This window comes from Streptomyces barringtoniae (assembly GCF_020819595.1).
In the GTDB taxonomy this organism is placed as follows: Bacteria; Actinomycetota; Actinomycetes; order Streptomycetales; family Streptomycetaceae; genus Streptomyces; species Streptomyces barringtoniae.
In genome coordinates this window covers 206751-232032 of the sequence record NZ_JAJHNP010000010.1, presented here as the reverse complement: position 1 = coordinate 232032, position 25282 = coordinate 206751, and the positions used below count along the sequence as shown (strand labels likewise).

At 70.0% G+C, this 25282-nt stretch carries 26 protein-coding genes, 1 tRNA gene, 1 pseudogene and 1 riboswitch; of the genes and pseudogenes, 11 read left to right on the top strand and 17 right to left on the bottom strand.

Going from position 1 to position 25282, the window contains the following annotated elements:
* Window positions 1-103: 103 nt before the first annotated feature.
* Together LMU33_RS20310 and LMU33_RS20305 are read right to left on the bottom strand one after the other, a co-directional pair.
* Entirely contained in the window at window positions 104-1369 is a 1266-nt protein-coding gene (locus LMU33_RS20310) for a PTS transporter subunit EIIC (protein WP_228621908.1), read from the bottom strand.
* A gap of 158 nt (window positions 1370-1527) precedes the next feature.
* The gene (locus tag LMU33_RS20305; protein WP_228621907.1) at window positions 1528-2844 is read right to left on the bottom strand and encodes a PTS transporter subunit EIIC; all 1317 of its coding nucleotides are present in this window, start codon (window positions 2842-2844) and stop codon (window positions 1528-1530) included.
* 192 nt (window positions 2845-3036) lie between these two features.
* Here LMU33_RS20305 and LMU33_RS20300 point away from each other — a divergent pair, with 192 nt between their 5' ends.
* The 3 genes from LMU33_RS20300 (at window position 3037) to LMU33_RS20290 (ending at window position 4602) form a co-directional block, all read left to right on the top strand.
* Complete coding sequence (locus LMU33_RS20300; protein ID WP_069780600.1) at window positions 3037-3270, top strand: PTS sugar transporter subunit IIB; 234 nt, start codon at window positions 3037-3039, stop codon at window positions 3268-3270.
* Between the two features lie 78 nt (window positions 3271-3348).
* Window positions 3349-4086, top strand: coding sequence for a ribonuclease PH (rph, locus tag LMU33_RS20295; RefSeq protein WP_228621906.1), 738 nt, complete (start codon window positions 3349-3351; stop codon window positions 4084-4086).
* Between the two features lie 117 nt (window positions 4087-4203).
* The gene (locus LMU33_RS20290) at window positions 4204-4602 is read left to right on the top strand and encodes a hypothetical protein (protein ID WP_228621905.1); all 399 of its coding nucleotides are present in this window, start codon (window positions 4204-4206) and stop codon (window positions 4600-4602) included.
* 9 nt (window positions 4603-4611) lie between these two features.
* Here the strand turns inward: LMU33_RS20290 and LMU33_RS20285 are convergent, their stop codons facing one another.
* From LMU33_RS20285 to LMU33_RS20270, 4 genes are read right to left on the bottom strand one after another with little or no spacing between them, the layout of a single operon-like run.
* A complete protein-coding gene (locus LMU33_RS20285) occupies window positions 4612-5358 on the bottom strand; it encodes a DUF1707 SHOCT-like domain-containing protein (protein ID WP_228621904.1) in 747 nt (248 codons plus the stop codon).
* Between the two features lie 9 nt (window positions 5359-5367).
* Window positions 5368-6336 (bottom strand): ABC transporter ATP-binding protein, encoded by a 969-nt coding sequence (locus LMU33_RS20280; RefSeq protein ID WP_228621903.1) that lies wholly within the window; start codon window positions 6334-6336, stop codon window positions 5368-5370.
* Window positions 6337-6340: 4 nt separating this feature from the next.
* Window positions 6341-7117 (bottom strand): ABC transporter permease, encoded by a 777-nt coding sequence (locus tag LMU33_RS20275; RefSeq protein WP_228622008.1) that lies wholly within the window; start codon window positions 7115-7117, stop codon window positions 6341-6343.
* Window positions 7118-7160: 43 nt separating this feature from the next.
* Complete coding sequence (locus tag LMU33_RS20270; protein ID WP_228621902.1) at window positions 7161-7961, bottom strand: ABC transporter permease; 801 nt, start codon at window positions 7959-7961, stop codon at window positions 7161-7163.
* A gap of 1593 nt (window positions 7962-9554) precedes the next feature.
* Between LMU33_RS20270 and LMU33_RS41420 the strand changes: the two genes are divergently transcribed.
* Window positions 9555-12035, top strand: a complete 2481-nt coding sequence (locus LMU33_RS41420; RefSeq protein WP_372478033.1) for a transglycosylase domain-containing protein — start codon at window positions 9555-9557, stop codon at window positions 12033-12035.
* Window positions 12036-12060: 25 nt separating this feature from the next.
* Here the strand turns inward: LMU33_RS41420 and sugE are convergent, their stop codons facing one another.
* The 3 genes from sugE to LMU33_RS20250 form a co-directional block, all read right to left on the bottom strand.
* Window positions 12061-12381 (bottom strand): quaternary ammonium compound efflux SMR transporter SugE, encoded by a 321-nt coding sequence (gene sugE, locus LMU33_RS20260; protein ID WP_228621900.1) that lies wholly within the window; start codon window positions 12379-12381, stop codon window positions 12061-12063.
* Between the two features lie 33 nt (window positions 12382-12414).
* Window positions 12415-12494, bottom strand: a riboswitch (guanidine-III (ykkC-III) riboswitch).
* A gap of 52 nt (window positions 12495-12546) precedes the next feature.
* Window positions 12547-12906, bottom strand: a complete 360-nt coding sequence (locus LMU33_RS20255; RefSeq protein ID WP_031159553.1) for a GroES family chaperonin — start codon at window positions 12904-12906, stop codon at window positions 12547-12549.
* 43 nt (window positions 12907-12949) lie between these two features.
* The gene (locus LMU33_RS20250; protein WP_228621899.1) at window positions 12950-13279 is read right to left on the bottom strand and encodes a DUF3618 domain-containing protein; all 330 of its coding nucleotides are present in this window, start codon (window positions 13277-13279) and stop codon (window positions 12950-12952) included.
* 93 nt (window positions 13280-13372) lie between these two features.
* Here LMU33_RS20250 and bcp point away from each other — a divergent pair, with 93 nt between their 5' ends.
* The 4 genes from bcp (at window position 13373) to LMU33_RS20230 (ending at window position 15379) form a co-directional block, all read left to right on the top strand.
* Entirely contained in the window at window positions 13373-13840 is a 468-nt protein-coding gene (gene bcp / locus LMU33_RS20245; RefSeq protein ID WP_228621898.1) for a thioredoxin-dependent thiol peroxidase, read from the top strand.
* 138 nt (window positions 13841-13978) lie between these two features.
* Entirely contained in the window at window positions 13979-14632 is a 654-nt protein-coding gene (locus LMU33_RS20240; RefSeq protein WP_228621897.1) for an HNH endonuclease signature motif containing protein, read from the top strand.
* Window positions 14629-15291: an HNH endonuclease gene (locus tag LMU33_RS20235; protein ID WP_228621896.1), complete on the top strand. Its 663-nt coding sequence runs from the start codon at window positions 14629-14631 to the stop codon at window positions 15289-15291. The genes LMU33_RS20240 and LMU33_RS20235 overlap by 4 nt, the downstream gene beginning before the upstream one ends.
* 15 nt (window positions 15292-15306) lie before the next feature.
* Window positions 15307-15379, top strand: a tRNA-Leu gene (locus LMU33_RS20230).
* Between the two features lie 55 nt (window positions 15380-15434).
* Here LMU33_RS20230 and rdgB read toward each other — a convergent pair.
* Both rdgB and LMU33_RS20220 read right to left on the bottom strand, forming a co-directional pair.
* Window positions 15435-16037 carry an RdgB/HAM1 family non-canonical purine NTP pyrophosphatase gene (gene rdgB / locus LMU33_RS20225; protein ID WP_228621895.1) on the bottom strand — a complete coding sequence of 201 codons (603 nt, stop codon included), beginning with the start codon at window positions 16035-16037 and terminating at the stop codon, window positions 15435-15437.
* A 45-nt stretch (window positions 16038-16082) separates the two neighbouring features.
* Window positions 16083-17417 carry an SGNH/GDSL hydrolase family protein gene (locus LMU33_RS20220; protein WP_228621894.1) on the bottom strand — a complete coding sequence of 445 codons (1335 nt, stop codon included), beginning with the start codon at window positions 17415-17417 and terminating at the stop codon, window positions 16083-16085.
* Between the two features lie 222 nt (window positions 17418-17639).
* Here LMU33_RS20220 and LMU33_RS20215 point away from each other — a divergent pair, with 222 nt between their 5' ends.
* On the top strand, window positions 17640-18956 hold the full coding sequence (locus LMU33_RS20215) for a DUF445 domain-containing protein (protein WP_228621893.1): 1317 nt from the start codon (window positions 17640-17642) through the stop codon (window positions 18954-18956).
* A gap of 92 nt (window positions 18957-19048) precedes the next feature.
* A complete protein-coding gene (locus LMU33_RS20210; RefSeq protein ID WP_228621892.1) occupies window positions 19049-20551 on the top strand; it encodes an MFS transporter in 1503 nt (500 codons plus the stop codon).
* Window positions 20552-20563: 12 nt separating this feature from the next.
* Here LMU33_RS20210 and LMU33_RS20205 read toward each other — a convergent pair whose 3' ends face one another.
* Window positions 20564-21025 (bottom strand): hypothetical protein, encoded by a 462-nt coding sequence (locus LMU33_RS20205; RefSeq protein WP_228621891.1) that lies wholly within the window; start codon window positions 21023-21025, stop codon window positions 20564-20566.
* A gap of 151 nt (window positions 21026-21176) precedes the next feature.
* Between LMU33_RS20205 and LMU33_RS20200 the strand changes: the two genes are divergently transcribed.
* On the top strand, window positions 21177-22127 hold the full coding sequence (locus LMU33_RS20200; protein ID WP_228621890.1) for a GlxA family transcriptional regulator: 951 nt from the start codon (window positions 21177-21179) through the stop codon (window positions 22125-22127).
* A 183-nt stretch (window positions 22128-22310) separates the two neighbouring features.
* Here the strand turns inward: LMU33_RS20200 and LMU33_RS20195 are convergent, their stop codons facing one another.
* The 5 genes and pseudogenes from LMU33_RS20195 to LMU33_RS20170 all read right to left on the bottom strand — a co-directional run bounded on the left by LMU33_RS20195 (window position 22311) and on the right by LMU33_RS20170 (window position 25277).
* Window positions 22311-22613: a hypothetical protein gene (locus LMU33_RS20195; protein WP_228621889.1), complete on the bottom strand. Its 303-nt coding sequence runs from the start codon at window positions 22611-22613 to the stop codon at window positions 22311-22313.
* Between the two features lie 420 nt (window positions 22614-23033).
* Window positions 23034-23315, bottom strand: a complete 282-nt coding sequence (locus LMU33_RS20190) for a hypothetical protein (RefSeq protein WP_228621888.1) — start codon at window positions 23313-23315, stop codon at window positions 23034-23036.
* Window positions 23316-23699: 384 nt separating this feature from the next.
* Window positions 23700-23891: pseudogene (locus tag LMU33_RS20185) on the bottom strand (hypothetical protein); the annotation flags it as partial.
* A 66-nt stretch (window positions 23892-23957) separates the two neighbouring features.
* Window positions 23958-24470, bottom strand: a complete 513-nt coding sequence (locus tag LMU33_RS20180; RefSeq protein ID WP_228621887.1) for a DUF6879 family protein — start codon at window positions 24468-24470, stop codon at window positions 23958-23960.
* A 213-nt stretch (window positions 24471-24683) separates the two neighbouring features.
* The gene (locus LMU33_RS20170; protein WP_228621886.1) at window positions 24684-25277 is read right to left on the bottom strand and encodes a DUF5753 domain-containing protein; all 594 of its coding nucleotides are present in this window, start codon (window positions 25275-25277) and stop codon (window positions 24684-24686) included.
* Window positions 25278-25282 lie beyond the last annotated feature (5 nt).

The following is a 25282-nucleotide window of genomic DNA, read 5'->3' as shown; positions in this document are numbered from 1 at the left end:
TGTGCGGGAACTGCGCGGGGATTCCCGTATACGGGTACGCCGAATTCCCCGGTCCGCGTGGCGGTGGCCGGGGAATTCGGTGCCGGGTCGTGGCCGGAGAGTGCTACTTGGCCTCGGCCTTCTGGAGTTCGGCGAGTTCCTCGTCCGACTCGCGGCCCGGTGTGGGCAGGTTGAACCTGGTGATCGCGAAGCGGAAGACGACGTAGTAGACGGCGCCGAAGCACAGGCCGATCAGCGCCAGGCCCCACGGGTTGTGCGCGATGCCCAGGTTCAGGAAGTAGTCGACCGCACCGGCGGAGAAGCCGAAGCCGTCCTTCATGCCCAGTGCCCAGGTCAGCGCCATGGAGACGCCGGTCAGGACCGCGTGGATGGCGTACAGGGCCGGCGCGATGAACATGAAGGTGAACTCGATCGGCTCGGTGACGCCGGTGACGAAGCTGGTCAGGGCGAGCGAGAGCATCATGCCGCCGACGACCTTGCGGCGCTCCGGGCGGGCGCAGTGCACGATCGCGAGGCAGGCGGCCGGCAGGCCGAACATCATGATCGGGAAGAAGCCGGTCATGAACTGGCCCGCGGTCGGGTCGCCCGCGAGGAAGCGCGCGATGTCACCGCTCTTGCCGTGGTACGTGCCCGCCTGCAGCCAGGGGAAGGAGTTCAGCAGGTGGTGCATGCCGATCGGGATCAGCGCGCGGTTGGCGACGCCGAAGATGCCCGCGCCGACGGCGCCCGAACCGACCAGCCACTCGCCGAAGTTGTGCAGACCGGTGCCGAGGACCGGCCAGATGTAGCCGAAGACGATGCCGAGGACCAGACCCGCGAGCGCCGACAGGATCGGCACCAGCCGCCGGCCGCCGAAGAAGCCCGCCCAGTCCGGCAGCTTGGTGCGGTAGAAGCGCTGGTAGAGCAGCGCGACGGCGAGACCCATCACCACACCGCCGAGGACCTTGGCGTCCGCGGCGGCGTTGACCATGACTATCTTGCCGTCGACGACCGTGGCCACCTTCGGCAGGTTCTTGTCGGTGAACGTGGCCAGCACGTTCTTGAAGACGAGGTAGCCGACGACCGCGGCGAGCGCGGTGGAGCCGTCCGACTTCTTCGCGAAGCCGATCGCGATGCCCACGGCGAACAGCAGCGGCATGTTGTCGAGGATCGCGTTGCCGCCGGCCGCCATGAACGACGCGATCTTGGTCAGGAACGCCGGGAAGGACGGACGGCCCAGCATGTCGGTGTTGCCGAGTCGGACGAGGAGCGCGGCGGCCGGCAGCACCGCCACCGGCAGCATCAGGCTGCGGCCGATGCGCTGCAGCACGGCCATCACGCCGGCGCCCTTCTTCTTCTCGGCCGCGGGAGCGGCGGTCGCCGTGGTCACAAGTTCCTCCAGGGGGCAGGGCGCCGCCCGGGAAGCATGGAAGGGGACGGCAGCGTCTCTGGTCTACACCACCCAGTGGTGTAGACCTGTTGTAGCACGATGAAGGCGGGATAAGGAACAACGAAATCCGCTACGACAGCGCTACGCGGCGTGTGCCGTCAGACCTTGGTCACGTCCTCGACCTCGTCCTCCGGCTCACGGCCCGGTGTCCGCAGGTCGAACCTGGTGATCGCGAACCGGAAGACGGCGTAGTACACCGCCGCGAAGCACAGGCCGATCGGGATGATCGCCCAGGGTCTCGTCGCCAGGTTCCAGTTGATCACGTAGTCGATGAGGCCGGCCGAGAAGCTGAACCCGTCGTGCACCCCGAGCCCCCACGTCACCGCCATCGAGACACCGGTGAGCACGGCGTGGACGGCGTAGAGCAGGGGCGCGATGAAGAGGAAGGAGTACTCGATCGGCTCGGTGATGCCCGTGACGAACGACGTCAGCGCCACCGACAGCATCAGCCCGCCGATCTCCTTGCGGCGGCCGGGCCTGGCGCAGTGCGTCATGGCCAGCGCGGCGGCCGGCAGCGCGAACATCATGATCGGGAAGAAGCCCGAGGTGAACTGGCCCGCGTGCGGGTCCCCGGCCAGGAACATGTTGATGTCGCCGTGCACCACCGTGCCGTCGGGCTTGGTGTAGCTGCCGAACTGGAACCAGATGGGCACGTTCAGGAACTGGTGCAGGCCGATGACGAGCAGCGACCGGTTGGCGATGCCGAAGACGCCCGCGCCCCAGGAGCCGATGTCCCGCAGCCAGCGGCTGAAGCTCTCCAGCCCGGCGCCGATCGGCGGCCAGATCCACAGGCACAGCGCGGCGAAGAAGATGGCGACGAACGCCATGATGATCGGCACCAGCCGGCGCCCGTTGAAGAAGCCCAGCCAGTCCACCAGCCGGGTGCGGTGGTAGCGGGCCCAGAAGAAGGCGGCCAGCAGGCCCATGACGATGCCGCCGAAGACGCCCGGGTTCTGGAAGGTGAACGGCGTCACCGAGCCCGCGCCCGCGCCGACGCTCACCTGGCAGCCGACCTGCGGAATCGCCTTGGAACCGCCGGGGCAGGCCTTCGGGAACTGGTGCAGCACCCCGTAGTAGACGAGAAAGCCCGCCACCGCCGCGAGCGCGGTCGAACCGTCCGCCTTCTTCGCCATGCCGATCGCCACACCCACGCAGAACAGCAGCGGAAGCCCGAGCGAGCCGTCGAGCAGGGCGCCGCCCGCGCCCATCATGACCCGGGAGACGTCCGTCCAGCCCAGGCCCTGGTCGCCGAACACGTCCGGCTGCCCGAGCCGGTTGAGGATGCCCGCCGCCGGCAGCACCGCGATCGGCAGCTGCAGGCTGCGGCCCATCTTCTGCAGGCCCTGGAACAGGCGGTTCCAGCGCTCCCTTCCCGGGCTGACCGTGCTGTCGGCGGATGCGCTCTCGGCACTCATGGCGTCCTCCGGCCACTTGAGTCGGAGGCGGTTTGGCGACCGTACCCCCTGTGGTGTAGACCAGTCCGCGGACGGTTCCGCTGTCGTGACCGCCATCATTCGGCACGCACGGCATGACCGCTCGCGAAGATGGGCCAACTGTGGGTTACTGCGACATAGCGGTTCGGATCAGGGAATTCAGGGAGACAGGACATGGCCAGCAAGGCTGAGAAGATCGTCGCCGGCCTCGGCGGTATCGACAACATCGAGGAGATCGAGGGCTGCATCACCCGGCTGCGCACCGAGGTGTCCGACCCCTCCCTGGTCGACGAGACCGCCCTGAAGGCCGCCGGCGCCCACGGCGTCGTCAAGATGGGCACCGCCATCCAGGTCGTCATCGGCACCGACGCCGACCCGATCGCCGCGGAGATCGAAGACATGATGTGAGCCCCGCGGCTCACCTCCGAAGGGGCGCTTCCCGATGCGGGAGGAGCCCCTTCCACAGGTACGGCTAGGCTCCTTGCCATGTCTCGCATCGACGGCCGTACCCCCCAACAGCTCCGCCCGGTCACCATCGAACGCGGCTGGAGCAAGCACGCCGAGGGCTCCGTCCTCGTCTCCTTCGGCGACACCAAGGTGTTCTGCACCGCCTCCGTGACCGAGGGCGTCCCGCGCTGGCGCAAGGGCAGCGGCGAGGGCTGGGTCACCGCGGAGTACGCCATGCTGCCCCGCGCCACCAACACCCGCGGCGACCGCGAGTCCGTCAAGGGCAAGATCGGCGGCCGTACGCACGAGATCTCCCGGCTCATCGGCCGCTCCCTGCGCGCCGTCATCGACTACAAGGCGCTCGGCGAGAACACCATCGTCCTCGACTGCGACGTCCTCCAGGCCGACGGCGGCACCCGCACCGCGGCGATCACCGGCGCCTACGTCGCCCTCGCCGACGCCGTCGGCTGGGCCCAGGGCAAGAAGCTGATCAAGGCCGGCCGGCAGCCGCTCACCGGCACCGTCTCCGCCGTCTCCGTCGGCATCGTCGGCGGCGTCCCCCTCCTCGACCTCTGCTACGAGGAGGACGTGCGCGCCGAAACCGACATGAACGTCGTCTGCACCGGCGACGGCCGCTTCGTCGAGGTCCAGGGCACCGCCGAGGCCGAGCCCTTCGCCCGCGACGAACTCGACGCCCTGCTCGACCTCGCCGTCACCGGCTGCGCCGAGCTCACCGCCCACCAGCGCGCGGCCCTCGAAGCCATGCTCGCGAAGTAAAGGGCGGACCAAAAGAAAGGAGGGCGCGCGGGCAACCCGCGCGCCCTCCTCGGCGTCCTAGGGGTACGGCAGCCTTACCGGGCCACAGGGGCCCTGCCAGGGGAGGGGAACACCACCATGGACGTCAGCCCACGCCGACGCCGTCTCACCGCCGTCGCCGCCGTGGCGCTCGCCGCGCTCACCACCGGCCTCACCACCGGCTGCGACGCCGTGAACAAGGCCCTGGACTGCGTGCAGACCGCCGACTCCATCGCCGACAGCGTCACCGACCTCCAGCAGGCGGTGGAGAACGCGGCCAACGACCCCACCCAGGCCGGCACATCCCTCGACTCCATCGAGAAGAACCTCGACAAGATCGGCGACAGGACCGACAACGCCGACGTCAACAAGGCCGTCGACGACCTGAGGAAAGCCGTGGGGAACGTGCGTACGGCCATCAAGAACGGCGACAAGACCCCGGACGTGAGCCCGGTCACCGACGCGGCCGGCGAACTGACCAAGGTCTGCACGAAGTGAACCGGGGGCTCAGTACCCCCGACGCCGCTCCCGCTCCTCGCGGCGCTCCTCACGCCGGGCCTGGTGCAGCTCCTGCCGGGACTCCCTGCGCTCCAGCTTCTCCCGGCGGCGCTGCTCCTTCAGCAGTTGCTGCTCCGCGCGGGTGAGCTTGCGGGTCACATCCACCCCGCCCCAGAACGCAAGGCCGCCGATGACCACCCGCGGGGCGCCCGGCTCGGGCGGGCCGTCGTCGCGGGGATGGTCGAAGCCGCCCATGATGCCGATGCCGCGCACGACGACCTCGACCCCCGGCGGCACGATGACCTGCACACCGCCCATGATCGCCACACAGTTGATCTCGACCTCGCGGTCCGCGAAGTCCGCCTCCCGCAGGTCGATCTCGCCCCCACCCCAGAACGCGAAGCAGTTGAACCGCTTCGGCACCGTCCAGCGGCCCTTGCGCTGAAAGCCCGACATGATGGCCACCGCACCCGCCGAGGACCCCTCGCCCCCGACGATCCGCCCGGCCCAACCCCCGCTCGGCGCCGGTTCCTTGGTGAAGGAGACCGGGGCGGGCGCCGGTGCGCCGGAGGCCGGAAGGTCGCGGGTGATCGGCGCCAGCTCGCCGTACGTACGCGCCTTGTACGTCGCCTCCAGCCGCTCCTCGAACTCCGCCATGTCGAGGCGGCCCTCGGCCAGAGCGTCCCGCAGGACCTCGGCGACCCGCTCACGGTCGCTGTCGGACGCCCGGAGGTCCGGACTTGCGTCGTCGGTCATGACAGCAGCCTACGAGACCGCCTTCTCCGCGTACATCTTCGCGATGACCGCCTCGATGTCCGGCTCCCGCACCGACAGGTCCACCAGCGGATACTCCGCCGCGAGATACGCCACGAGCGGCGCCGCCGACTGCCCCGCCGGGAACGCCAGCCACTGCCGCGGCCCCTCCACCCGCACCACGCGCGCCGACGGCACCTCGACCGGCGGCAGTTCCCGCTCCAGGTCCACCACCAGCGTCCGCTCGCTCTCCCCGGCCTCGTGCAGCCCCGCGAGCGGACCGTCGTACACCAGCCGGCCGTGGTCGATCACCATCACCCGCGAGCACAACTGCTCGATGTCCTGCAGGTCGTGCGTGGTCAGCAGCACGGTCGTGCCCCGCTCGGCATTCAACTCCCGCAGGAAACCGCGGACCTTCGCCTTCGACACGACATCCAGTCCGATCGTCGGCTCGTCCAGGTACAGCACCTCCGGGTCGTGCAGCAGGGCCGCCGCGATGTCCCCGCGCATCCGCTGCCCGAGCGACAGCTGCCGTACCGGCACGTCCAACAGGGCGCCCAGCTCCAGCAGTTCCACGCACCGGTCCAGGTTCTCGCGGTAACGCGCGTCCGGGATCCGGTACATGCGGTGCGCCAGCCGGTAGGAGTCGATCAGCGGCAGGTCCCACCACAGGGTCGTACGCTGCCCGAACACCACCCCGATCCGGTGCGCCAGGCGCCGCCGCTCCCGCGACGGATCGATGCCCGCCACCCGCAGCCTGCCCGCGCTCGGCGTCAGAATCCCGGTCAGCATCTTGATCGTGGTCGACTTCCCGGCGCCGTTCGGCCCGATGTACCCGACCATCTCCCCGCGCGCCACCGCGAACGAGAGCGAGTCCACCGCCCGCACCTCGCGCCGCTCCCGCCTCAGGAAACCGGTCTTCCTGCGCACCTCGAAGACCTTCTCGACCTTCTCCAGCGAGATGAAACCGTTGTCCGCCACCGCGTCAGCTCCCTGTACTCCGATACGAACGAAGACCCGCCCGCCAGGCCAGCCCCGCCAGCGCGCAGCAGCCCGCCGCCACCAGCGGCGGTGCGAACGCCAGCCACTGGGGCAGCCCCAGCGGATACGGCCGCCCCAGCACATAGGTCGCGGGCAGCCAGTTGACGAAGGCCAGCGGCAGCACGAACGTCACCCCGCGCACCAGCTCCTTCGCGAACACCGTCGGCGGATACTGCAGCAGCGTCGTACCGCCGTAGGTGAAGGCGTTCTGCACCTCCGAGGCGTCCGACGCCAGGAACTGGAAGGCCGCCCCCGCCACGAACACCGCGCAGAAGATCCCGCAGCCACTCACCACCATCACCGGCATCAGCAGCAGCTTCAGCGGCGTCCAGTCGATGTCCAGCCGCGCCACCGCCCAGGTGAGCACCAGCAGGCCCTGCACCACCCGGCCCAGCCTGCGCAGGGCGAACTGGTCGGCCGCCACCTGCGCCAGCACCGGCGCCGGCCGCACCAGCAGCGTGTCCAGCGTGCCGTCGCGCACCCGCCGCCCCAGCCGCTCCATCGAGCCGATCACCAGGTCGGCAAGACCGAAGGCCGTGCCGGACAGCCCGTACAGGAAGGCCACCTCCGGCAGTGACCAGCCGCCGAGCACGTCCACCCGCGAGAACATCAGCATGATCCCGACGAAGTCGAGGAGGGTCGCCGAGAAGTTGCCGAACGTGGTCATCACGAACGAGGCTCGGTAGGCCATCGTCGACCTGATCCACATCCCGGCGATCATCAGATAGGCCCGCACGCCCTCCCGCACCCGGCCGGTGCCGGTCTCACCCACCCTGGACCACCACCCTGCGCGTCGCCGCCGACTGCACCAGCCGCCCGGCACCCAGCAGCACCACCGCCCACGCCCCCTGGAACACGTACGTGCCCAGCGGGTCCGCATGCCCCAGCAGGATCTGGGCCGGCGCCTGCAGCAGCGAGGACCACGGCAGCGCCCGTACGACCTCGCCGAGCGCCCCCGGGAAGATGTTCAGCGGCAGCAGCATGCCCGAGCAGAAGAAGCCGACGAGCCACGACATCTGCGCCACACCCGTACCGTCCAGGAACCAGAACGTGCTGAGCGCCACCAGGTACCGCAGGCCGAACCCGACGATCATCGCCAGCAGTACGGCGACGAGGAAGGCGACCCAGGTGCCCACGTCCGTCGGCAGGTACACCGGGAAGCACAGGGCACCGAAGACGAAGGGCACCAGCCCCCGCCCCAGCAACTGGAAGAACGCCCGGCCCAGGTCCGTCGCCAGCCACCACAGCTGCAGGTCGGCGGGCCGGTACAGGTCGATCGCCACGTCCCCCGTACGGATGCGTTCCATCAACTCGTTCTCGACGCCCCCGCCGCCGATCGCGAGCGTCGACAGGAACGCCTGCCCCAGCCACACATACGTCACGACCTGCGACTGATCCCACCCGCCCAGGTGCGGCCGCTCGTCCCACAGCGCCCGATACGTATAGACGAGGATCAACCCGAAGACGGTGTTCGTGAACACCCCTGCCGCAGTGGCGGCCCGATACGTCGCGTACCGTCTGAATCCCCCCGCCGCGACGGCCACGTACAACCGTCCCGCGCCCACGCCAGTCCACCTCCCGGGACCGCTCGACACCGAAGCGCAGGAGCTTAGCCCCGGGCCCGGCGACCGGCCACGCAATTTCGTGCCCGAAGCGTGCTGGAATCCGGGAACGGAACGCCAGGTGCGAGAGTCTTCAAACTGGGGGCGCAGAAGAGCGTACGAGGCGTACGGGAACGTACGACGAAACAGGAGTCCGTGCACGACATGAGCGACGAGCCGCAGCCGCAGCAGCCGACCGAAGGCGTGCCGCCGAGAAAGCCGCTGCCGGCTGAAGGCCCCGGCGACCCGGGGGGCCACGAGGAGACGGCCGCCGCCCCGGACAAGGGGACGAGGAACGCAGCCGACGTGAAGGGGCCGAGAGAGCCCGGCACACCCCGCTCCGGGGGCGCCGGTGCCGGTGACGGTTCGGCGACCCGGAAGCCCTCGGACGAGGCGCCCGCGCCCCAGGACCGCACGGCCTCCATCGCCCGCGCCCGCCAGGCAGCCCGGGACGCCCACACGGACCAGACCGGCCCGACGACACCCGGCAGCGAACCGCCCTCGGGCTCCGGTGGGGCTTCGGCCTCGGGCGGGGCTTCGGGCTCCGGTGGGGCTCCGAGCTCTGGTGGCGCTTCGCCTTCTGGTGGAGCTTCGGGCTCTGGTGGAGCTTCGGCCCGTGCCGGCGCGTCGGCCTCTGGGGGCGCCTCGCCCTCCGGCGGTGCTTCGACCCCTGGTGGAGCTCCGGGTTCTGGTGGGGCTTCGGGCTCTCGTGGTGCGTCGGCCTCTGGGGGTGCCTCGACCTCGGGCGCTGGTTCGGCCTCGCGTGGGGCGTCGGCTCCTGATGGCGCTTCGCCCTCCGGCGGCGCTTCGGCCCATGGTGGAGCTCCCGGCGCTGGTGGGGCTTCGGCCTCTCGTGGTGCGTCGGCCTCTGGTGGGGCTTCGGTCTCCGGCGGTGCGTCGGCCGCCCGGGGCGCGTCGGCCTCTGGCGGCGCTTCGGGCTCTGCTGGGGCTACGGGTTCTGCTGGGGCTACGGGCTCTGGTGGGGCCACGGGTTCTGGTGGCACCTCGCCCTCCCGCGGTGCTTCCGCCTCCCGCGGTGTGTCGGACTCCGGTGACGCGTCGGTTTCGGGTGCGGGCTCGGCGTCCGAGCGTGAAACATCCGACAAACGCGATGCTTCCGTCAATCAGAGTGTTTCCGGCAAGGGGGAAATTTTCGGCAAGTCGGGCACCTCGGAGAAGCCGCACGTCCCCGGAGCCCGCGCGCCCAAGGAGCCGCAGCCGGCGGAGAGCACCCAGGTCCTCCGGCGCGTCACCCCGCCCCGGGGACCCCAGGCGTCTCCGGAGGAACCCGGCAAGCCCGCTGAGCAGGCCCAGGCGCCCGAGACCACGCAGGTGCTCCGGCGGGTCAGCGCGCCCCGCGCCGGTGAGCCCGGAGGTTCCGCCGAGGCCGCCTCCCCGGCGACGAAGCCGGCCGCCACCGGCCGCACGTCCCACACGACCGGCTCCCGACCCGCCGGCCCCGGCCGACCCGCCCGGACAGCCGGTGCCGCCGGTGCTGCCGCCGCCGGTGCCGCCGCTCACGCCTCCCCGGCAGGTGCCGCGGGCGCGGCGGGCGCGGTGGGCGCCGCCACCCCCGGCCCCCGTACCGGCCCCGGAGCCAAGACCCCCCGGCAGACCCCCGGCGCAACCCCCGGCCAGGCCGGCACCGCCCTCGCCGCCTCCCCGGACGGCCAGGCCTCCGCAGGGTCCGGCAAGGGCAGGAAGCCGAAGCGGCCCAAGCGGACCGGATGGCGGCGGATCATCCCGACCTGGCGCCTGGTGCTCGGCACCTTCGTCATCGGCATCATGCTGCTCGTCGGCCTCTTCTTCCTCGGCTACTCCATGGTCAACATCCCGCCGGCCAACGCCCTCGCCACCAAGCAGGCCAACGTCTACCTCTACGCCGACGGCTCCCAGCTGGCCCGCGACGGCCAGATCAACCGGGAGAACGTCAGCCTCGCCCAGGTCTCCAAGGACGCCCAGCACGCCGTACTGGCCGCCGAGGACCGCGACTTCTACACCGAGTCGGCCATCGACCCCAAGGCGATGCTCCGCGCCGCCTGGAACACGGCGACCGGCAAGGGCAAGCAGTCCGGCTCGACGATCACCCAGCAGTACGTGAAGAACTACTACCTGGGCCAGGAGCAGACGGTCACCCGCAAGGCCAAGGAGTTCTTCATCTCGATCAAGCTGGACCGCAACAAGTCCAAGGACGAGATCCTTGAGGGCTACCTCAACACCAGCTACTTCGGCCGCAACGCCTACGGCATCCAGTCCGCCGCCCAGGCCTACTACGGCGTGGACGCCCAGAACCTCGACCCGGCCCGCGCCGCCTACCTCGCCGCGCTCGTCAACGCGCCCAGCGAGTACGACGTCGTCGCCCACCCCGAGAACAAGGCCGCGGCCGTCGCCCGCTGGAACTACGTCCTGGACGGCATGGTCAAGAAGGGCTGGCTCAGCCAGTCCGCGCGCGCCGGGATGAAGTTCCCGATGCCGAAGGAGCAGACCGTCTCCACCGGCATGTCCGGCCAGCGCGGCTACCTCGTCGAGGCGGTCAAGCACTACCTGACCACCAACAACATCCTCACCGACGACCAGCTCGCGACCGGCGGCTACCGCATCACCACCACCATCCAGAAGAACAGGCAGAACGCCTTCGTCAAGGCGGTCAACGACCAGCTGATCGCCAAGCTGGACAAGAAGAACAACAAGGTGGACAGGTACGTCCGCGCGGGCGGCGCCTCCGTCGACCCGAAGACCGGCAAGGTCGTCGCCATGTATGGCGGTATCGACTACGTGAAGCAGTACACCAACGGCGCGACCCGCGGCGACTTCCAGGTCGGCTCCACCTTCAAGCCCTTCGTCTTCACCTCGGCGGTGCAGAACGCCTCGACCACCCAGGACGGCCGCACCATCACCCCGAACACCATGTACGACGGCACCAACGAGCGGCTCGTCGAGGGCTGGAGCGGCGCGCCCTACAGCCCGCAGAACGAGGACCAGAAGTCGTACGGCCAGATCACCGTCACCAAGGCGACCGACCTGTCCGTGAACGCCGTCTACGCGCAGATGGCCGCCGACGTCGGCCCGTCGAAGGTCAAGCAGACCGCGATCGACCTCGGTGTCCCCTCCGACACCCCGGACCTGTACCCGTCCCCGTCCATCGCCCTCGGCACCGCCACCGCCAGCGTGCTGGACATGGCGGAGTCCTACGCCACGCTCGCCAACCACGGCCAGCACGGCACGTACACCATGATCGAGAAGATCACCAAGGACGGCACGGACACGGTCAAGCTGCCCCAGCAGCCCGTCAAGCAGGCCGTCAGCCGCGAGGCCGCCGACACCACCACGTCCATCCTGCAGAGCGTGGTCGACAACGGCACCGCCACCTCCGCACAGGCCGCGGGCCGCCCGGCGGCCGGCAAGACCGGTACCGCCGAGAACGACACCGCCGCCTGGTTCGCCGGTTACACCCCCGACCTGGCCACGGTGGTCTCGGTCATGGGCCAGGACCCGGTGACGGCCAAGCACATGCCGCTGTACGGCGCCCTCGGCCAGCCCCGTATGAACGGCGGCGGCCCGCCCACCCAGATCTGGGCCCAGTACACGGCGGACGCGCTGAAGAACAAGCCGGCCTCCGACTTCGACCTCCAGCTGCAGCCGGGCGCCGACCAGCCGCAGCCGCCCAGCGCCACCGGCTCGGTCCCGCCGGGCACGACCGTCGGCCAGAACAACGGCGGCACCACCGGCACCCCCACCGGCGGCCCGACCACCAGCCCGACCACCGGCGGCACCACCGGCACCCCCACCACCGGCGGCCCGACCACCACCGGCGGCACCGGCACCACCGGCGGCGGCACCACGACCGGCGGAGGTACGACCACAGGCGGTGGTACGACCACGGGCGGCGGAACCGACGGCGGCGGCACGACCGGCGGCGGCACGACCACCGGCGGCGGAACCGACGGCGGCGGCACGACCACCGGCGGGGGAACCGACGGCGGCGGCGGTACGACAGGCACGGCCGCCGGCGCCGGAGGTGGCGACCCAGCCATCTGACCCCCGGTGACGCCCCGTTGACGTCTCAGTGACCGCTGGTCGCCTTCAGCCCCACCACGGCGACCAGCAGCAGACACACGAAGAAGATCCGGGCGGCGGTGACCGGCTCACCCAGCACCACCATGCCGAGCACCGCCGCACCGGCCGCCCCGATGCCCACCCACACGCCGTACGCGGTACCGATGGGCAGGGACTTCGCGGCGTACGACAGCAGAACCATGCTGGCGGCGATCCCCGCACCGGTGAACACACTGGGCACCAGCCGGGAGAAGCCCTCGCTGTACTTCATCCCGATCGACCAGCCCACCTCCAGCAGACCGGCGACGACAAGCAGAACCCAGGCCATGACAGGCACCTCCGGAAGGAATCTCTGAACGGGGGTGCGTCGTCTTTGCCTGAAGGTCGAGGATCCCGGTACGGCGCGTCTCGTCGGGCTGACGCCTTCGAACATAGCAAAGGAACGACAAAGGGGCCGGTGACCACGGTCACCAGCCCCTTTACCGGTACGGACTCAGAGATACAGACCGGTGGAGTCCTCCGACCCCTCGAAACGGTCCGCGGCCACGGCGTGCAGATCCCGCTCGCGCATGAGCACGTACGCCACACCCCGCACCTCGACCTCGGCCCGGTCCTCCGGATCGAACAGAACCCGGTCACCCGGTTCCACGGTCCGTACGTTCTGCCCGACCGCGACAACCTCGGCCCAGGCCAGCCGCCGCCCGACCGCCGCGGTGGCGGGAATCAGAATGCCGCCCCCCGACCGCCGCTCGCCCTCACCGGTCTCCTGCTTGACCAGAACCCGGTCGTGCAGCATCCGGATGGGAAGCTTGTCGTGATGGGGGGTGCTGTGCTGGTTTCTGTTGGCGCTCACGCTTCGAACCTACCTGCCTTCACCACGCCGGGCTGCGCCCGGGTCAGCCCTTGCGCCGCCTGCGGCCCACGGCAAACAGCCCCACCACACCGACGGCGAGCACCGCGACGGGCACCACCCGCTCCAGCCGCACCCCGCCCTCTCCATCGACGAACTGCGCGCGCACCTCACTCACCACCCGGTTGACCTGCACGTACGCCCGCCCGACCGTGTGATCGATATTGGCGACGACCTTGGCCCTGGCGTCCCCGATGATCGTCTGCGGATGCACCCGCACCCCGATCTCGTCGAGCGTCTCGGCCAGCACTTCGCGGCGGCGCTTGATGTCCGCCTCGATCTGCGCCGGGGTTCTGGTGTCCGACGTGTCCGCCACCGTACGGCCTCCGAAGTCTCCTGATGCTGTCCCGGACAGTCTGTCAGCTTCTCCTCCCGGCGCACCGCAAGGCCCCCCGGTTACCCTGGCCCGATGAGCGAGCGACTCCAGCCGGGGGACGTGGCCCCCGCCTTCACCCTCCCCGATGCCGACGGCAACGAGGTCTCCCTGTCCTCCCACAAGGGCCGCAAGGTCATCGTCTACTTCTACCCCGCCGCCCTTACCCCCGGCTGCACCAAGCAGGCCTGCGACTTCACCGACAACCTGGACGTCCTGGCCTCCGCCGGCTACGACGTGCTCGGCATCAGCCCCGACACCCCGGAGAAACTGGCGAAGTTCCGCGAGAAGGAGTCCCTGAAGGTCAAGCTGCTGGCCGACCCGGAGAAGACGGTCACCGAGGCCTACGGCGCGTACGGCGAGAAGAAGAACTACGGCAAGACGTACATGGGCGTCATCCGCTCCACGATCGTCGTGGACGAGGAGGGCAAGGTCGAACGAGCCCTCTACAACGTCCGCGCCACGGGCCACGTGGCCAAGATCATCAAGGATCTGGGTATCTGAGGCGCCTTTTCCGCGGCCGGCGGCTCGCATCGGGACATTCCGGTGTGGGCCGCTTTCTCTTTCCGTGCGTGACTGTCCGATAACCGGTTCGTTACTCCGTACGGGCGGCGAACGCACGCCCGGAACGGAGGGGGCTCGATGGGGGCCGGCGCGTACAGCAGGGAACGGCTGGAGGAAGCGGCTCGCGGGGCGCGGACGTTGTCGGAGGCGTTGGAGAGGCTGGGGGTGGATCCGAGGAGTTCGACGCGGCGCTATGTCCTGGGGCGGATGAAGAAGCTCGGGGTGGATGTCTCCCACTTCGAGAGGGAGGGGGTGAAGTGGACGAGGGAACTGCTTGAGGGGGCCGTGGCTGCCTCCACGAACATGTGCGAGGTGCTGCGCCATCTCGGCCTGGAGGTCGTGGGCGGCCACCACACGCACATCAGCCGCAGGATCAAGGCGTACGGGATCGACACCTCGCACTTCCAGCTGCCGACGCAGCGAGGAAAGCCCTGGCGGGCCCGAACGCCGGAGGCCCTGCTCGTCGAGCAGCCGGTCGGCCAGGCTCGGCGCATCCCGAGCGACCGGCTCAAGTGGGCGATGATGTCCGTTGGCTTGCCGGAGCGCTGTGCCCGGTGCGGCACGGAGCCGGTGTGGCGGGGCCGTCCGCTCCCGCTGGAGGTCGATCACATCGACGGGAACTGGCGTGACAACCGCATCGAGAACCTTCGGCTCCTCTGCCCCAACTGCCACTCGACCACGGACAATTACCGCGGACGCGGCAAGGGTCGGTCTCAGGGTGGGGCCGTATGAGCAGTGGCCTGCAGTACACCCGTGAGCGGTTGGCTGAGGCTGCCGAGCAGTGCGCGAGCCTGGATGAGGTCATCGCCTTCTTCGGCACCAGCCCGTACGGCAAGCTGCGTCGCTACCTCGTGCGGCGATTCGCCCACTTCAGGATCGACATCTCGCACTTCTCCGACTCCGGCAGCCCCCGCCGCCGGGCACCCGAGGAGTTGCGCATAGCGGTCGCCGAGTCGATCTCCATCGCAGAGACGCTGCGCCGCCTTGGGTGCCCGGACACCGGCACGCAACGGGCCTTGTTGCGTGAGTGGGTCGCCGAAGAGGGCATCTCGACCGCGCACTTCCTGGGGCAGGCGCACCAACGAGGCAAGACCCGCACGGACCGCATCAGGCGCCCCGAGGACATCCTGGTCAAGCACGACGGCCGACGCCGGACGCGTACCCACCTGCTGCGCCGTGCGCTCCATGAGGTGGGCATTCCGGAGGAGTGCGCCGAGTGCGGCGTCGGGCCGGAGTGGTTCGGGCAGCCGATGACGCTGGAGATCGACCACATCAACGGCGACTGGAGCGACGACCGGCGCGAGAATCTGCGGCTGCTGTGCCCCAACTGCCACGCGACTACGAGCACCTGGTGCCGAGGTGGTCGGCAACGGCATACTCTCGCCCAGTAAAGTAGACCCGGGCACGCGCTCGTACTCCAATGGCAGAGAGACAGGCCTTAGAAGCCTGGTGTTGTCGGTTCAAATCCGACCGGGCGCACAGGCAAAATGGGCCCCGCACCTTCGTTTCAAAGGTGCGGGGCCTCTCCGTAATCTCAGCCCAACAGCTCCCGAACCACCGGCACCAACGCCCGGAACGCCTTCCCCCGGTGGCTGATCGCGTTCTTCTCCTCGGGGCTCAGCTCGGCGCAGGTCCGGGTCTCGCCCTCCGGCTGGAGGATCGGGTCGTAGCCGAAGCCGTTCGTGCCGGCGGGGGTGTGCCGGAGCACGCCCCTCAGGCGGCCCTCGACCACCCGCTCACGCCCGTCCGGCAGTGCCAGGGCCGCCGCGCACGCGAAGTGGGCCCCCCGGTGTTCGTCCGTGATGTCGGCGAGCTGGGCCAGGAGCAGGTCCAGGTTGGCCTTGTCGTCGCCGTGGCGGCCGGACCAGCGGGCGGAGAAGATGCCGGGGGCGCCGCCGAGGACGTCGACGCAGAGGCCGGAGTCGTCGGCGACCGCGGGCAGGCCGGTGGCCTGGGCGAGGGCGTGGGCCTTGAGCAGGGCGTTCTCGGCGAAGGTGACGCCTGTTTCCTTGACGTCGGGGATGTCGGGGCGGGCGTCGGCGCCCACCAGCTCGTGGGGGAGTCCGGCGTCGGCGAGGATGGCCCTCAGCTCGGTGATCTTTCCGGCGTTGCGGGTGGCGAGGATCAAGCGGGTCATGCCAGTCAGTATCCCGGTCGTCCCGGCGGTGTTCCTCGCCCGTACCTACAGTTCCGTCTGCCCGGCGCCCTTGAGCGTGTTCAGGTCGAAGACGCCGGCCATCCTGGCGAAGCCGAGGTCGCTGGGGTGCAGGTGGTCGCCGGAGTCGTAGTCGGGGCGGAGGCGGCGGGGGTCGTACGGGTCGCGGAGGGCCTTGTCGAAGTCGATGACCGCGTCGTAGACCCCGCCGGCCCGGATCTCGGTGTTGACCTGCTGGCGTACCGCCTCGCGGGCCGGGGTCCAGCCGCGGTGGCCCTGGTAGGGCATGAGTGTGGCGCCGACGACTTTCAGGCCGCGGGCGTGGGCTTCGCGGACGAGGGTGCGCAGGCCGGTGACGATCTTGTCGGGGTCGGCGAGGCGGGGGTTGCGGAGGATGTCGTTGACGCCGAGGTCGATGACGACGGCCTTGACGTTCGGGTGCGTGAGGGCGTCGCGGGCGAAGCGGCCGAGGCCGCTCTGGTTCTCGGCGGGCCGGCCAAGTCCGTCGGCGAGGACCTGGTTGCCGCTGATGCCCTCGTTGACGACGCTGTAGCGGGGTACCTGCCGTCCGCCTGCGAGCGCGGTGCGCAGCCGCCCGGCGAGGATGTCGGGCCAGCGGTGGTTGGCGCCGATGGTGGAGGTGACGCCGTCGGTGATGGAGTCGCCGAAGACGACGACGGTGCCGTCGGCTTCGTTGCTGAGGACGTCGAGGGCCGTCAAGTACCGCCAGTGCGGGGTCTGTTGGGTGTAGGGGGTGCCGGTCGCGTCCTCGGTGGCGTCGCCGTCGGCGACGTAGGAGATCTGCCGGGCGTGCGGGTGGTAGGTGACGGGGCCGGAGGGGGTGGGGGAGTAGGTGGTGACGAGGACGTCGCTGTCGTGGGGGACGGTGAGGCGTACGGCGTCGCTGACGATCTGTTCGCCGGCGGGTATGACCACGCTGGTGGCGCCGTCGAAGGTGAGGCGGCGCATCGAGTCCGGGTCGGCCGCGGCGGTGCCGTCTCCGGCGGAGAGCGCGAGGGAGGCGTGGGTGATGGTCAGCGGCTCGTGGCCGTAGAGGTTGGAGAGCGTGATCCGGGCGCTCGTGCCGCCGGTGCTGGTGTGGACGATGTTGCGTACGGAGCGGCCCGCGAGGCCTCCGGTCTCGGTGCCGGGTTCGCCGCCCACCGGGGAGGCGGACCAGGCGCCGACCCAGGTGCCGGTGGAGGCGGGGGCGACGGAGGAGCCGTGGTGGGGGCGGCCGTCGGTGAGGGCGCCGCGCGGGGTGCCGTCGTCGGCCGCCACGGTGAGGTAGATGGCGGCGGACACGGCTGCGACCAGTGCGATGAGTGCGCTGAGTACGGCATAGCCATGACGCTTGGTCACGCTTGTGTTGTTCTCCTCGGGGATGGGAGCCCGAGGCTCCGATCTTGATGAGCCCATGATGCGGCATGGGGCGGGCAGAGCTGTCAGGGCCCTGCCCAAACCCCCTTTCTTACAGACGCCGGGAACTCTTGTTCCGTTCCGGGAGTCGGTCAGGAAGGGACAATTGTGTGCGGGATCACCGAACGGGATCACTGAGCGGGTGGAGCTGAACGGGTGGAGCCGATGGAACCGACCGAGACGGAAGCAGCGCCGGCGCGGGGTGTGTCGTACAAGACGATGACGGCCTTCACCCCGGCCGACGAGGAGCGCCGGCGCGGGGTGCGGCGCATGAAGCTCACGGCGACCTGCATGCTGTTGTTCGTGGCGGTGGTCTACGTCCTGGCAAGGCTCGCCTCGCACGAGGGTGCCGGGCCGTGGGCGGGCTATGTGGCGGCGGCCGCCGAGGCCGGCATGGTGGGTGCGCTGGCCGACTGGTTCGCGGTGACGGCGCTCTTCCGGCATCCGCTGGGGCTGCCCATTCCGCACACGGCGATCATCCCGACGAAGAAGGATCAGCTGGGTGTTTCGCTGGGTGAGTTCGTCGGCGAGAACTTCCTGTCCGAGGACGTCGTACGGCAGCGGCTGCGCGCGGTGGGCATCGGCAGTCGGCTCGGGGCGTGGCTGGCGGAGCCGGAGCATGCGGACCGGGTGACGGCGGAGCTGGCGACGGCGCTGCGGGGTGCGCTGACCGTGTTGCGGGACTCCGATGTGCAGGCGGTCGTGGGTGAGGCGATCACCCGGCGGGCGAACTCGCAGGAGATTGCCCCGGGTATCGGCAAGATGCTGGAGAAGGTCGTGGCCGACGGCGGGCACCGGCGGGCGGTGGACCTGGTGGTGGCCCGGGCGCACGACTGGCTGGTGCTGCACCGCGACGATGTGATGGTGGCGGTGGAGGGGGGTGCGCCGGGCTGGACGCCGCGGTTCGTGGACCGGAAGGTCGGCGAGCGGGTCTACAAGGAGCTGTTGCGGTTCGTCACCGAGACGCGGGACATGCCCTCCCATCCGGCGCGTGGCGCGCTGGACCGTTTCCTCACCGACTTCGCCTCCGATCTGCAGTCCGACACGGACACCCGGGCGCGGGTGGAGCGGCTCAAGGGGGACGTGCTGGGCCGGGGCGAGGTGCAGGATCTGATCGCGTCGGCCTGGACGGCCGTGCGGTCGATGGTGGTGGCGGCGGCGGAGGACGAGCGGAGCGAGCTGCGGATGCGGGTGCGGCGCGCGCTGCTGTCGCTGGGGACGCGGATGGCGACCGAGCCGAAGGTGCAGGGGAAGGTGGACAGCTGGGTGGAGGGTGCGGCGGTGCACGTGGTGACGACGTACCGCGCGGAGATCACCTCGCTGATCACGGACACGGTGGCGGGCTGGGACGCCGAGCACACCACCCGGAAGATCGAGGCGCACATCGGCCGCGACCTGCAGTTCATCCGGATCAATGGCACGGTGGTGGGATCGCTGGCGGGACTGCTGATCTATACGGTGACGCGGACGCTGGGAGCCTGAGCGGGACCGGTTCCGAGTGGTTGCGCCGGTCGGGGGCACCCGTGATGCCGTCCCCGCCCGTGCGGGGGACGTCCTTCGACGAGAGGGAGCCCATGAGCGCAGCAGCCGAGGCGCCGTCGCCGCAGACCGGCCGTACGATCACCACCGACATCCCCGCCCGGCTGGACCGTCTGCCCTGGTCCCGCTGGCACTGGACGATCGTGATCGGCCTGGGGACGGTCTGGATCCTCGACGGTCTGGAGGTCACGGTCGTCGGCAACATCGCCGGCCGGCTGGCCGAGCCGGGCAGTGGGGTGTCGATCACCTCGGGCCAGATCACCGGCACCGCCGCCGCGCTGTATGTGGCCGGTGCCTGCTCGGGGGCCCTCTTCTGGGGGCGCCTGACCGACCGGTTCGGCCGCAAGCGGCTCTTCATGATCACCCTGGCGGTGTACCTGGCGGCGACGGCCCTGACCGCCGTCTCCTGGGAGGCCTGGTGGTTCTTCCTGTTCCGCTTTCTGACCGGTTTCGGCATCGGCGGTGAGTACGCGGCGATCAACTCGGCGATCGACGAGCTGATCCCGGCCGCCCACCGCGGCCGGGTGGACCTGATCATCAACGGCAGCTTCTGGCTGGGCGCGGTGGGCGGTTCGCTGCTGTCGATCGTGGCGCTCGACACGGACCTGCTGGCCAGGAACGTCGGCTGGCGCCTGACCTTCGCCCTCGGAGCCGTACTGGCCCTGGTCATCCTCCTGGTACGGCGGCACGTCCCGGAGAGCCCGCGCTGGCTGCTGATCCACGGCAGGGACCGGGAGGCGGAGGAGATCGTCCGTGGCATCGAGCGGCAGGTCGAGCAGGAGAAGGGCGAGCGGCTGCCCGAGCCGCGGGGCGAGGCGTTGGAGATCCACCAGCGCAAGAGCGTGACGTTCCTGGAGATCGCCCGTACGGTCTTCGGCCACTACCGCAGGCGGGCCGTCCTCGGCTTCTCCCTCTTCATCGGCCAGGCGTTCCTGTACAACGCGATCACCTTCGGCTTCGGCGCGATCCTGACCAGGTTCTTCGACGTGCCCTCCGGCCACACCGGCTACTACTTCGCGGTGATCGCGGTCGGCAACTTCTTCGGCCCGCTGCTGCTGGGCAGGCTGTTCGACACGGTGGGCCGGCGGGTGATGATCTCCTCGACGTACCTGCTGTCGGGCCTGCTCCTGTTCGGTACGGCGTGGCTGTTCGACCAGGGCTCGCTGAGCGCGGGCACGCTGACGGCCTGCTGGTGCGCGGTGCTGTTCTTCGCCTCCGCGGGCGCCTCCAGCGCGTACCTGACGGTGTCCGAGGTCTTCCCCATGGAGACGCGGGCGATGTCCATCGCGTTCTTCTACGCCCTCGGCACGGCGGCCGGCGGCATCAGCGGCCCCCTGCTGTTCGCCGACCTCACCGGCACGGGCAAGGTCGGCGACACGGTGCTGGCCTTCTCGATCGGCGCGGCCCTGATGTGCGCGGCGGGCCTGGTCGCAGCGGTCCTGGCCGTACGGGCGGAGCGCCGCTCCCTGGAGGACATCGCCCGTCCGCTGACGGCGGTGGCGAGCCGGGTCGCGCCGAGTACGCCGAGTGCGCCGTAAGGGCGTAGGTCGTCAGGCCCCCGTCGTGGAGCCGGGCCGCACGATCATCAGTACGGTCACGGTGGCCCACAGCAGGTTGAACATCCCTGTGTACATGGCGAGTCGCGCGGGATCGGTGCCCCTGCCCTCCACCACCGCGCTCTGGGCGGGAAGCACCAGCGCGGCGAGGACGACGGCGGCGAGAGCGGTCAGCACGATCGACGCGATCAGCCAGGCGCTCCCGAGCACGCCCATCTCGCTCGCGGTGGCGAACCCGAAGACCGGGACGACGACGCCGACGAGGGCGTAGACCCGGCAGATGCCGTGCAGTAGGTGCAGCGTGCCGGTGGCATCGGGAGCGCCGGTGGCTCCTGGAGAGCCGGGCGCGGCGAGGGCCCGGCGCGCGGCGGGCGGGAACATGCTGGCGGCGACGGTCACGGGGCCTACGGCGACGATGGCGGCGAGGACGTGGACGGCGAGGAGGAACTTGGTCACGCGGTGACGGTAGGCGGCGGCCGGATCCCGCAGAAGTGGCGGAAGTGACACGGAGCAACGGATTCCCGCCACGCGGAGGGCAGGGAGCAGCTCTATTACGGCACTGATGGGCGCCGTTGGCGGCAATCCGGCGTAGGCGTACGATCCCGCCATGCACACCGTGGCCGTACTGGCGCTGGACGGAGTCATCCCCTTCGACCTCTCCGCCCCCATCGACACCTTCGGCTGGGCGCGGCTGCCCGACGGCCGGGTGCCGTACCGGGTACGGGTGTGCTCGGTGCGGGAGGAGGTGAGCGCGGGGGCCTTCACCGTGCGGGCGCCGTACGGCCTTCAGGCGCTGGCGGAGGCGGACACGATCATCCTGCCGGGCGTGGCGGAACCGCCGGAGGAGCTGCCGCCGGGCGTGACCGAGGCACTGCGCGCGGCAGCCGCGAACGGCACCCGGATCGCCTCGATCTGTGTGGGCGCGTTCCTCTTCGCGGCGACGGGCCTGCTGGACGGCCTGCGCGCGACGACGCACTGGTGCGCGGCGGGGGACCTGGCGGCGCGGCACCCGGAGGTGACGGTCGACCCGAACGTCCTGTACGTCGACAACGGCCAGTTCCTGACATCGGCGGGCGCGGCGGCGGCGCTGGACATGTGCCTGCACATGATCCGCAAGGACTTCGGCTCGGCGGTCGCCGCGCACGCGGCGCGGATGTCGGTGATGCCGCTGGAACGGGAGGGCGGCCAGGCCCAGTTCATCGTCCACGACCTGCCCCCGGCGCCGTCGGGTGCCACCTTGGAGCCGCTGCTGCACTGGCTGGAGGACCACTGCGACCGCGACATGACGGTGGACGAGATCGCGGACCGGGCGGGCATGAGCACCCGCACCCTCAACCGCCGCTTCCGCGAGCAGACCGGTACGACTCCGCTGCAGTGGCTGCACCGGGCGCGGGTACGGCGGGCACAGCATCTGCTGGAGACGACGCCGTACCCGGTGGAGCGGATCGCCGCACAGACGGGCTTCGGCTCGCCGACGGCCTTCCGGGAGCGGTTCCGGAGGGTGGTGGGGACGAGCCCGCAGGCGTACCGGAGGGCGTTCAGGGCGGGGGCGCTGTAGAGGGGGGACGGGGGTGATGCGCGGGGTGCTCCGGCTGTGCCTGCCGCCGGGGTCTGCTCAGGCTTTGCGGTCGGCTCGGTCGGCTCGGTCGGCTCGGTCGGCTCGGTCGGCTCAGGCCGTGCGGTTTGCTCAGGCCGTGCGGTCGGTTCAGGCTGTGCCGTCGGTTCAGGCCGTGCGGTCGGTTCAGGCCTTGCGGTCGGCGACGGCCCAGGAGGCGAGGGCGACGGCGCCGGCGACACCGAGGACGGACGGCCAGGCGCCGACCTTCTTCGCGAGGGGGTGCGACCCGGCGAACGCGGCGACGTAGGCGGCGCTCAGCGCACCGGCGGCCTTCCCGCCGGCCTGCTTGCGCCACTGCTGGGCGGCGGTGACCCCGGCGACGGCAAGCACGGCCCCACCCAGCTGCCGCTTCTTGGTCCACCGGGCCACGCCGTACCCACCGACAAGTCCGGTAGCGGCCACCACTGCACTGGGAACCCTCGCCACAACTGCCTCCTCTTTCTCCGCTTTTGCGCGATGTCTGGCCCGAGGCTAACGCGCAGCCGAACGCGCTCTCCTGACCTGAGTCGAATCCTGTCAAGTTTCCGGCGAAGAGCTATGTCCCAACAGCCGTACGAACGACACGACACGACTGAAGCCCCCCACGGAACTCGTCGTCGTGGGGGGCTTGGCCCGGTGCACTGTCTTTCACGGGGATGCGGGTGTCTGCGGCACCCGCTGGTCAACGCGGCTCACCGTGACTGCAGAGCGCCGTGACGAACACGGTTGGGGCGTGGCGACCTCGCACGCATCCACACGTTGCAAGGTCGCCACGCATCTCCCGTGCCGTCGGCGGGCGAGCCGGCCGGCCCACCGGAAGCTGGCCGGCCGCCGCTATCCGCCGTCAGGGGGTACCGAACCGCCCTCTTAGAAGGCGCTGTTGCTGCAGCCCATCGACGACCCGATGTGGGTGTCCTGCGCGCCCGGGTCGCCCTCGCCGTTGAGCGCGTTGCCCAGCACGCCGTTGAGGATTCCGACCTCACCGAGGACGTCGACATTGAGGTCGTGCGACTTGCAGTTGGAGCTCTGCAGGACGCTGCTGCCTCCGCCGCCACCGCCCTCGCCGCCGGCGTAGGCGGTGCCAGAGGCCAGAAGCCCGACGCTCCCGAGAGCGGCGACCAGGACGGCAGCCTTGTGAAGCTTGTGCATTTCATCTCCATCGCGTGTGGTGGATACGATCTGTGACAGATCGACTTCCGTCAGTGACGGAGATTAGTGTGCAAATCCTCCAAGGCGGACGGCGACGCGCCGGGCCAGTGACCGCGTAGAGTAACCGGCGCATTACGGATCGGCATCCCGTGGCCCCGACCGAGCCCCCGGCTCCCCAGGCCGCGGCCCCCGACCTGACCACCCGTCACCTCCCCTGCCACCAGCGCCGACGCGTCCCGAGCCGCCCACCGGGCGCCTCCTGCGCCACCGATGGTCCACCAGGGCACCCAACACAGGAATCGTGCCGCTCCACGCACCCTGGCCCCGCTTTCCCCCGGGCGGCCCTACGGCAACTTGTCGCGCACGGCACGCCCGACACGCTGATCACCCAACGGGGCAGGTCAGCTCGGGCTTGGACCGGTTCGGAGAACAGGTCACCACGGCAAGCGACAGGTACGAGGGACGCTCGAGGTGGAACCCGAGCGATACGTCAGTACCCGAACTCAACTTCCCAGCCGCCGTGTTGACGAGCGCGGTGAGATCGACAAGGTCACGCTCGCGGTCGGAGGCGAACCGGCCGGGCTTCGTGGACGCTGGAAGAAGGGGACGGCATGGCGTTGCGTCGGACTCTATCTGTGCCGCTCAGGCGAGTTGGTAGTCAGTGTGAGGAATGCCCAGTCCCCACACCGCCTCAAAGGCGCCCGCGCACAGTTTGATCTCCTGGGGGTCGGTGCTGAGAGACGGTTCCAGCCACTCGCCCTCGCCATCGAAGTGGTTCACGAGCAGCAGGGACGAGTCGAACAACCAGAAGTCGTTGCCGGGCAGTGCGATACCGGTGGCCTTCCTGCGCGGCAGCCAGCGCACTTCCTCGCCTGCGGCGATGTTCAGGCCGTCGGTCACCTCGTGTTCGAAGCGGATGTACTTGCTCACCGGCTCGGACACGATCCGGGCGCGGCGGACCTTCACTCCTCGGCGCGTTGCCTCCGAGACCAGGGCGAGCCAGTCGGCCCACCTCTCGGCGGGTTCGATCGCCGTGCCGGCATCCCAGTCGATGTACGCCGGGTCCGACTTCATGTAGGAGTCCCGCATCTCCAGATGGACCGCCGATTCACGGCATACGCGGAACAGTTCCTCAAACGTCGGAACCGTGGTCACGCTGTACCTCCAAGAAGAACCGGACCATGCGCCTCGGGATGTCCACCACGGACTCATGGCCGGGGATGTCCATCTGGCCGAGCCGTTCCTCGTCCAGCACCTTTCCATCCCTGCACGAGATAGCTGTCCAGAACTTGCCAGACAGGCGCGGAAGGATCGCGCAGCGCGGCACCGAGGACAGGCAGTCCGACGCCACGAGAGTTGTGGATCTGACTACCCACGCACTGAGGAGGAGAACTCAGACGACCAGCCATCGAGCAACTGCCTCGCGGCATCCTCCGCACACGCCCGCTCGGCGAACACGTCGAAGAGTCGGCTGTAGTGCTCAACGTCCTTCACTTCGCGAAGTACCACCCGCCCGGTGAAGACTTCCAACGTCGCCAGAGTCGTGTCGTAGACGGTGAAGGTGTTGAACGGCACCTCGGACACCCGGGCCGACAGTGGAAGCACCCTGACATCCACATTCGGCCGACGCGACAGCGACAGGACATGCTCGATCTGCCCAGCCATGACGGCCGCCCCACACAACTGCCAACGGATCGCTGACTCGGTGAGCAGGAACTCGAACTGCTTTTCGGGATGGTCGAGTATGGCCTGCCGTTCCAGCTTCAACGCTATGACTCGGTCGACGTCCCCTGCTCCCGAGGCTGAGGTCTGCGTCATGACGTGACGCATGTACTCGGGTGTCTGAATCAGTCCCGTGGGAACCGCCGGGAGGAAGTAGCGCAGGCGTGTAGCGCTCCTCTCCAGGGCGGCAAGTTCATGCTGGACGTCACCCGCAGCGCTGGGCTCTGGTTCCAGCTTCATACGAA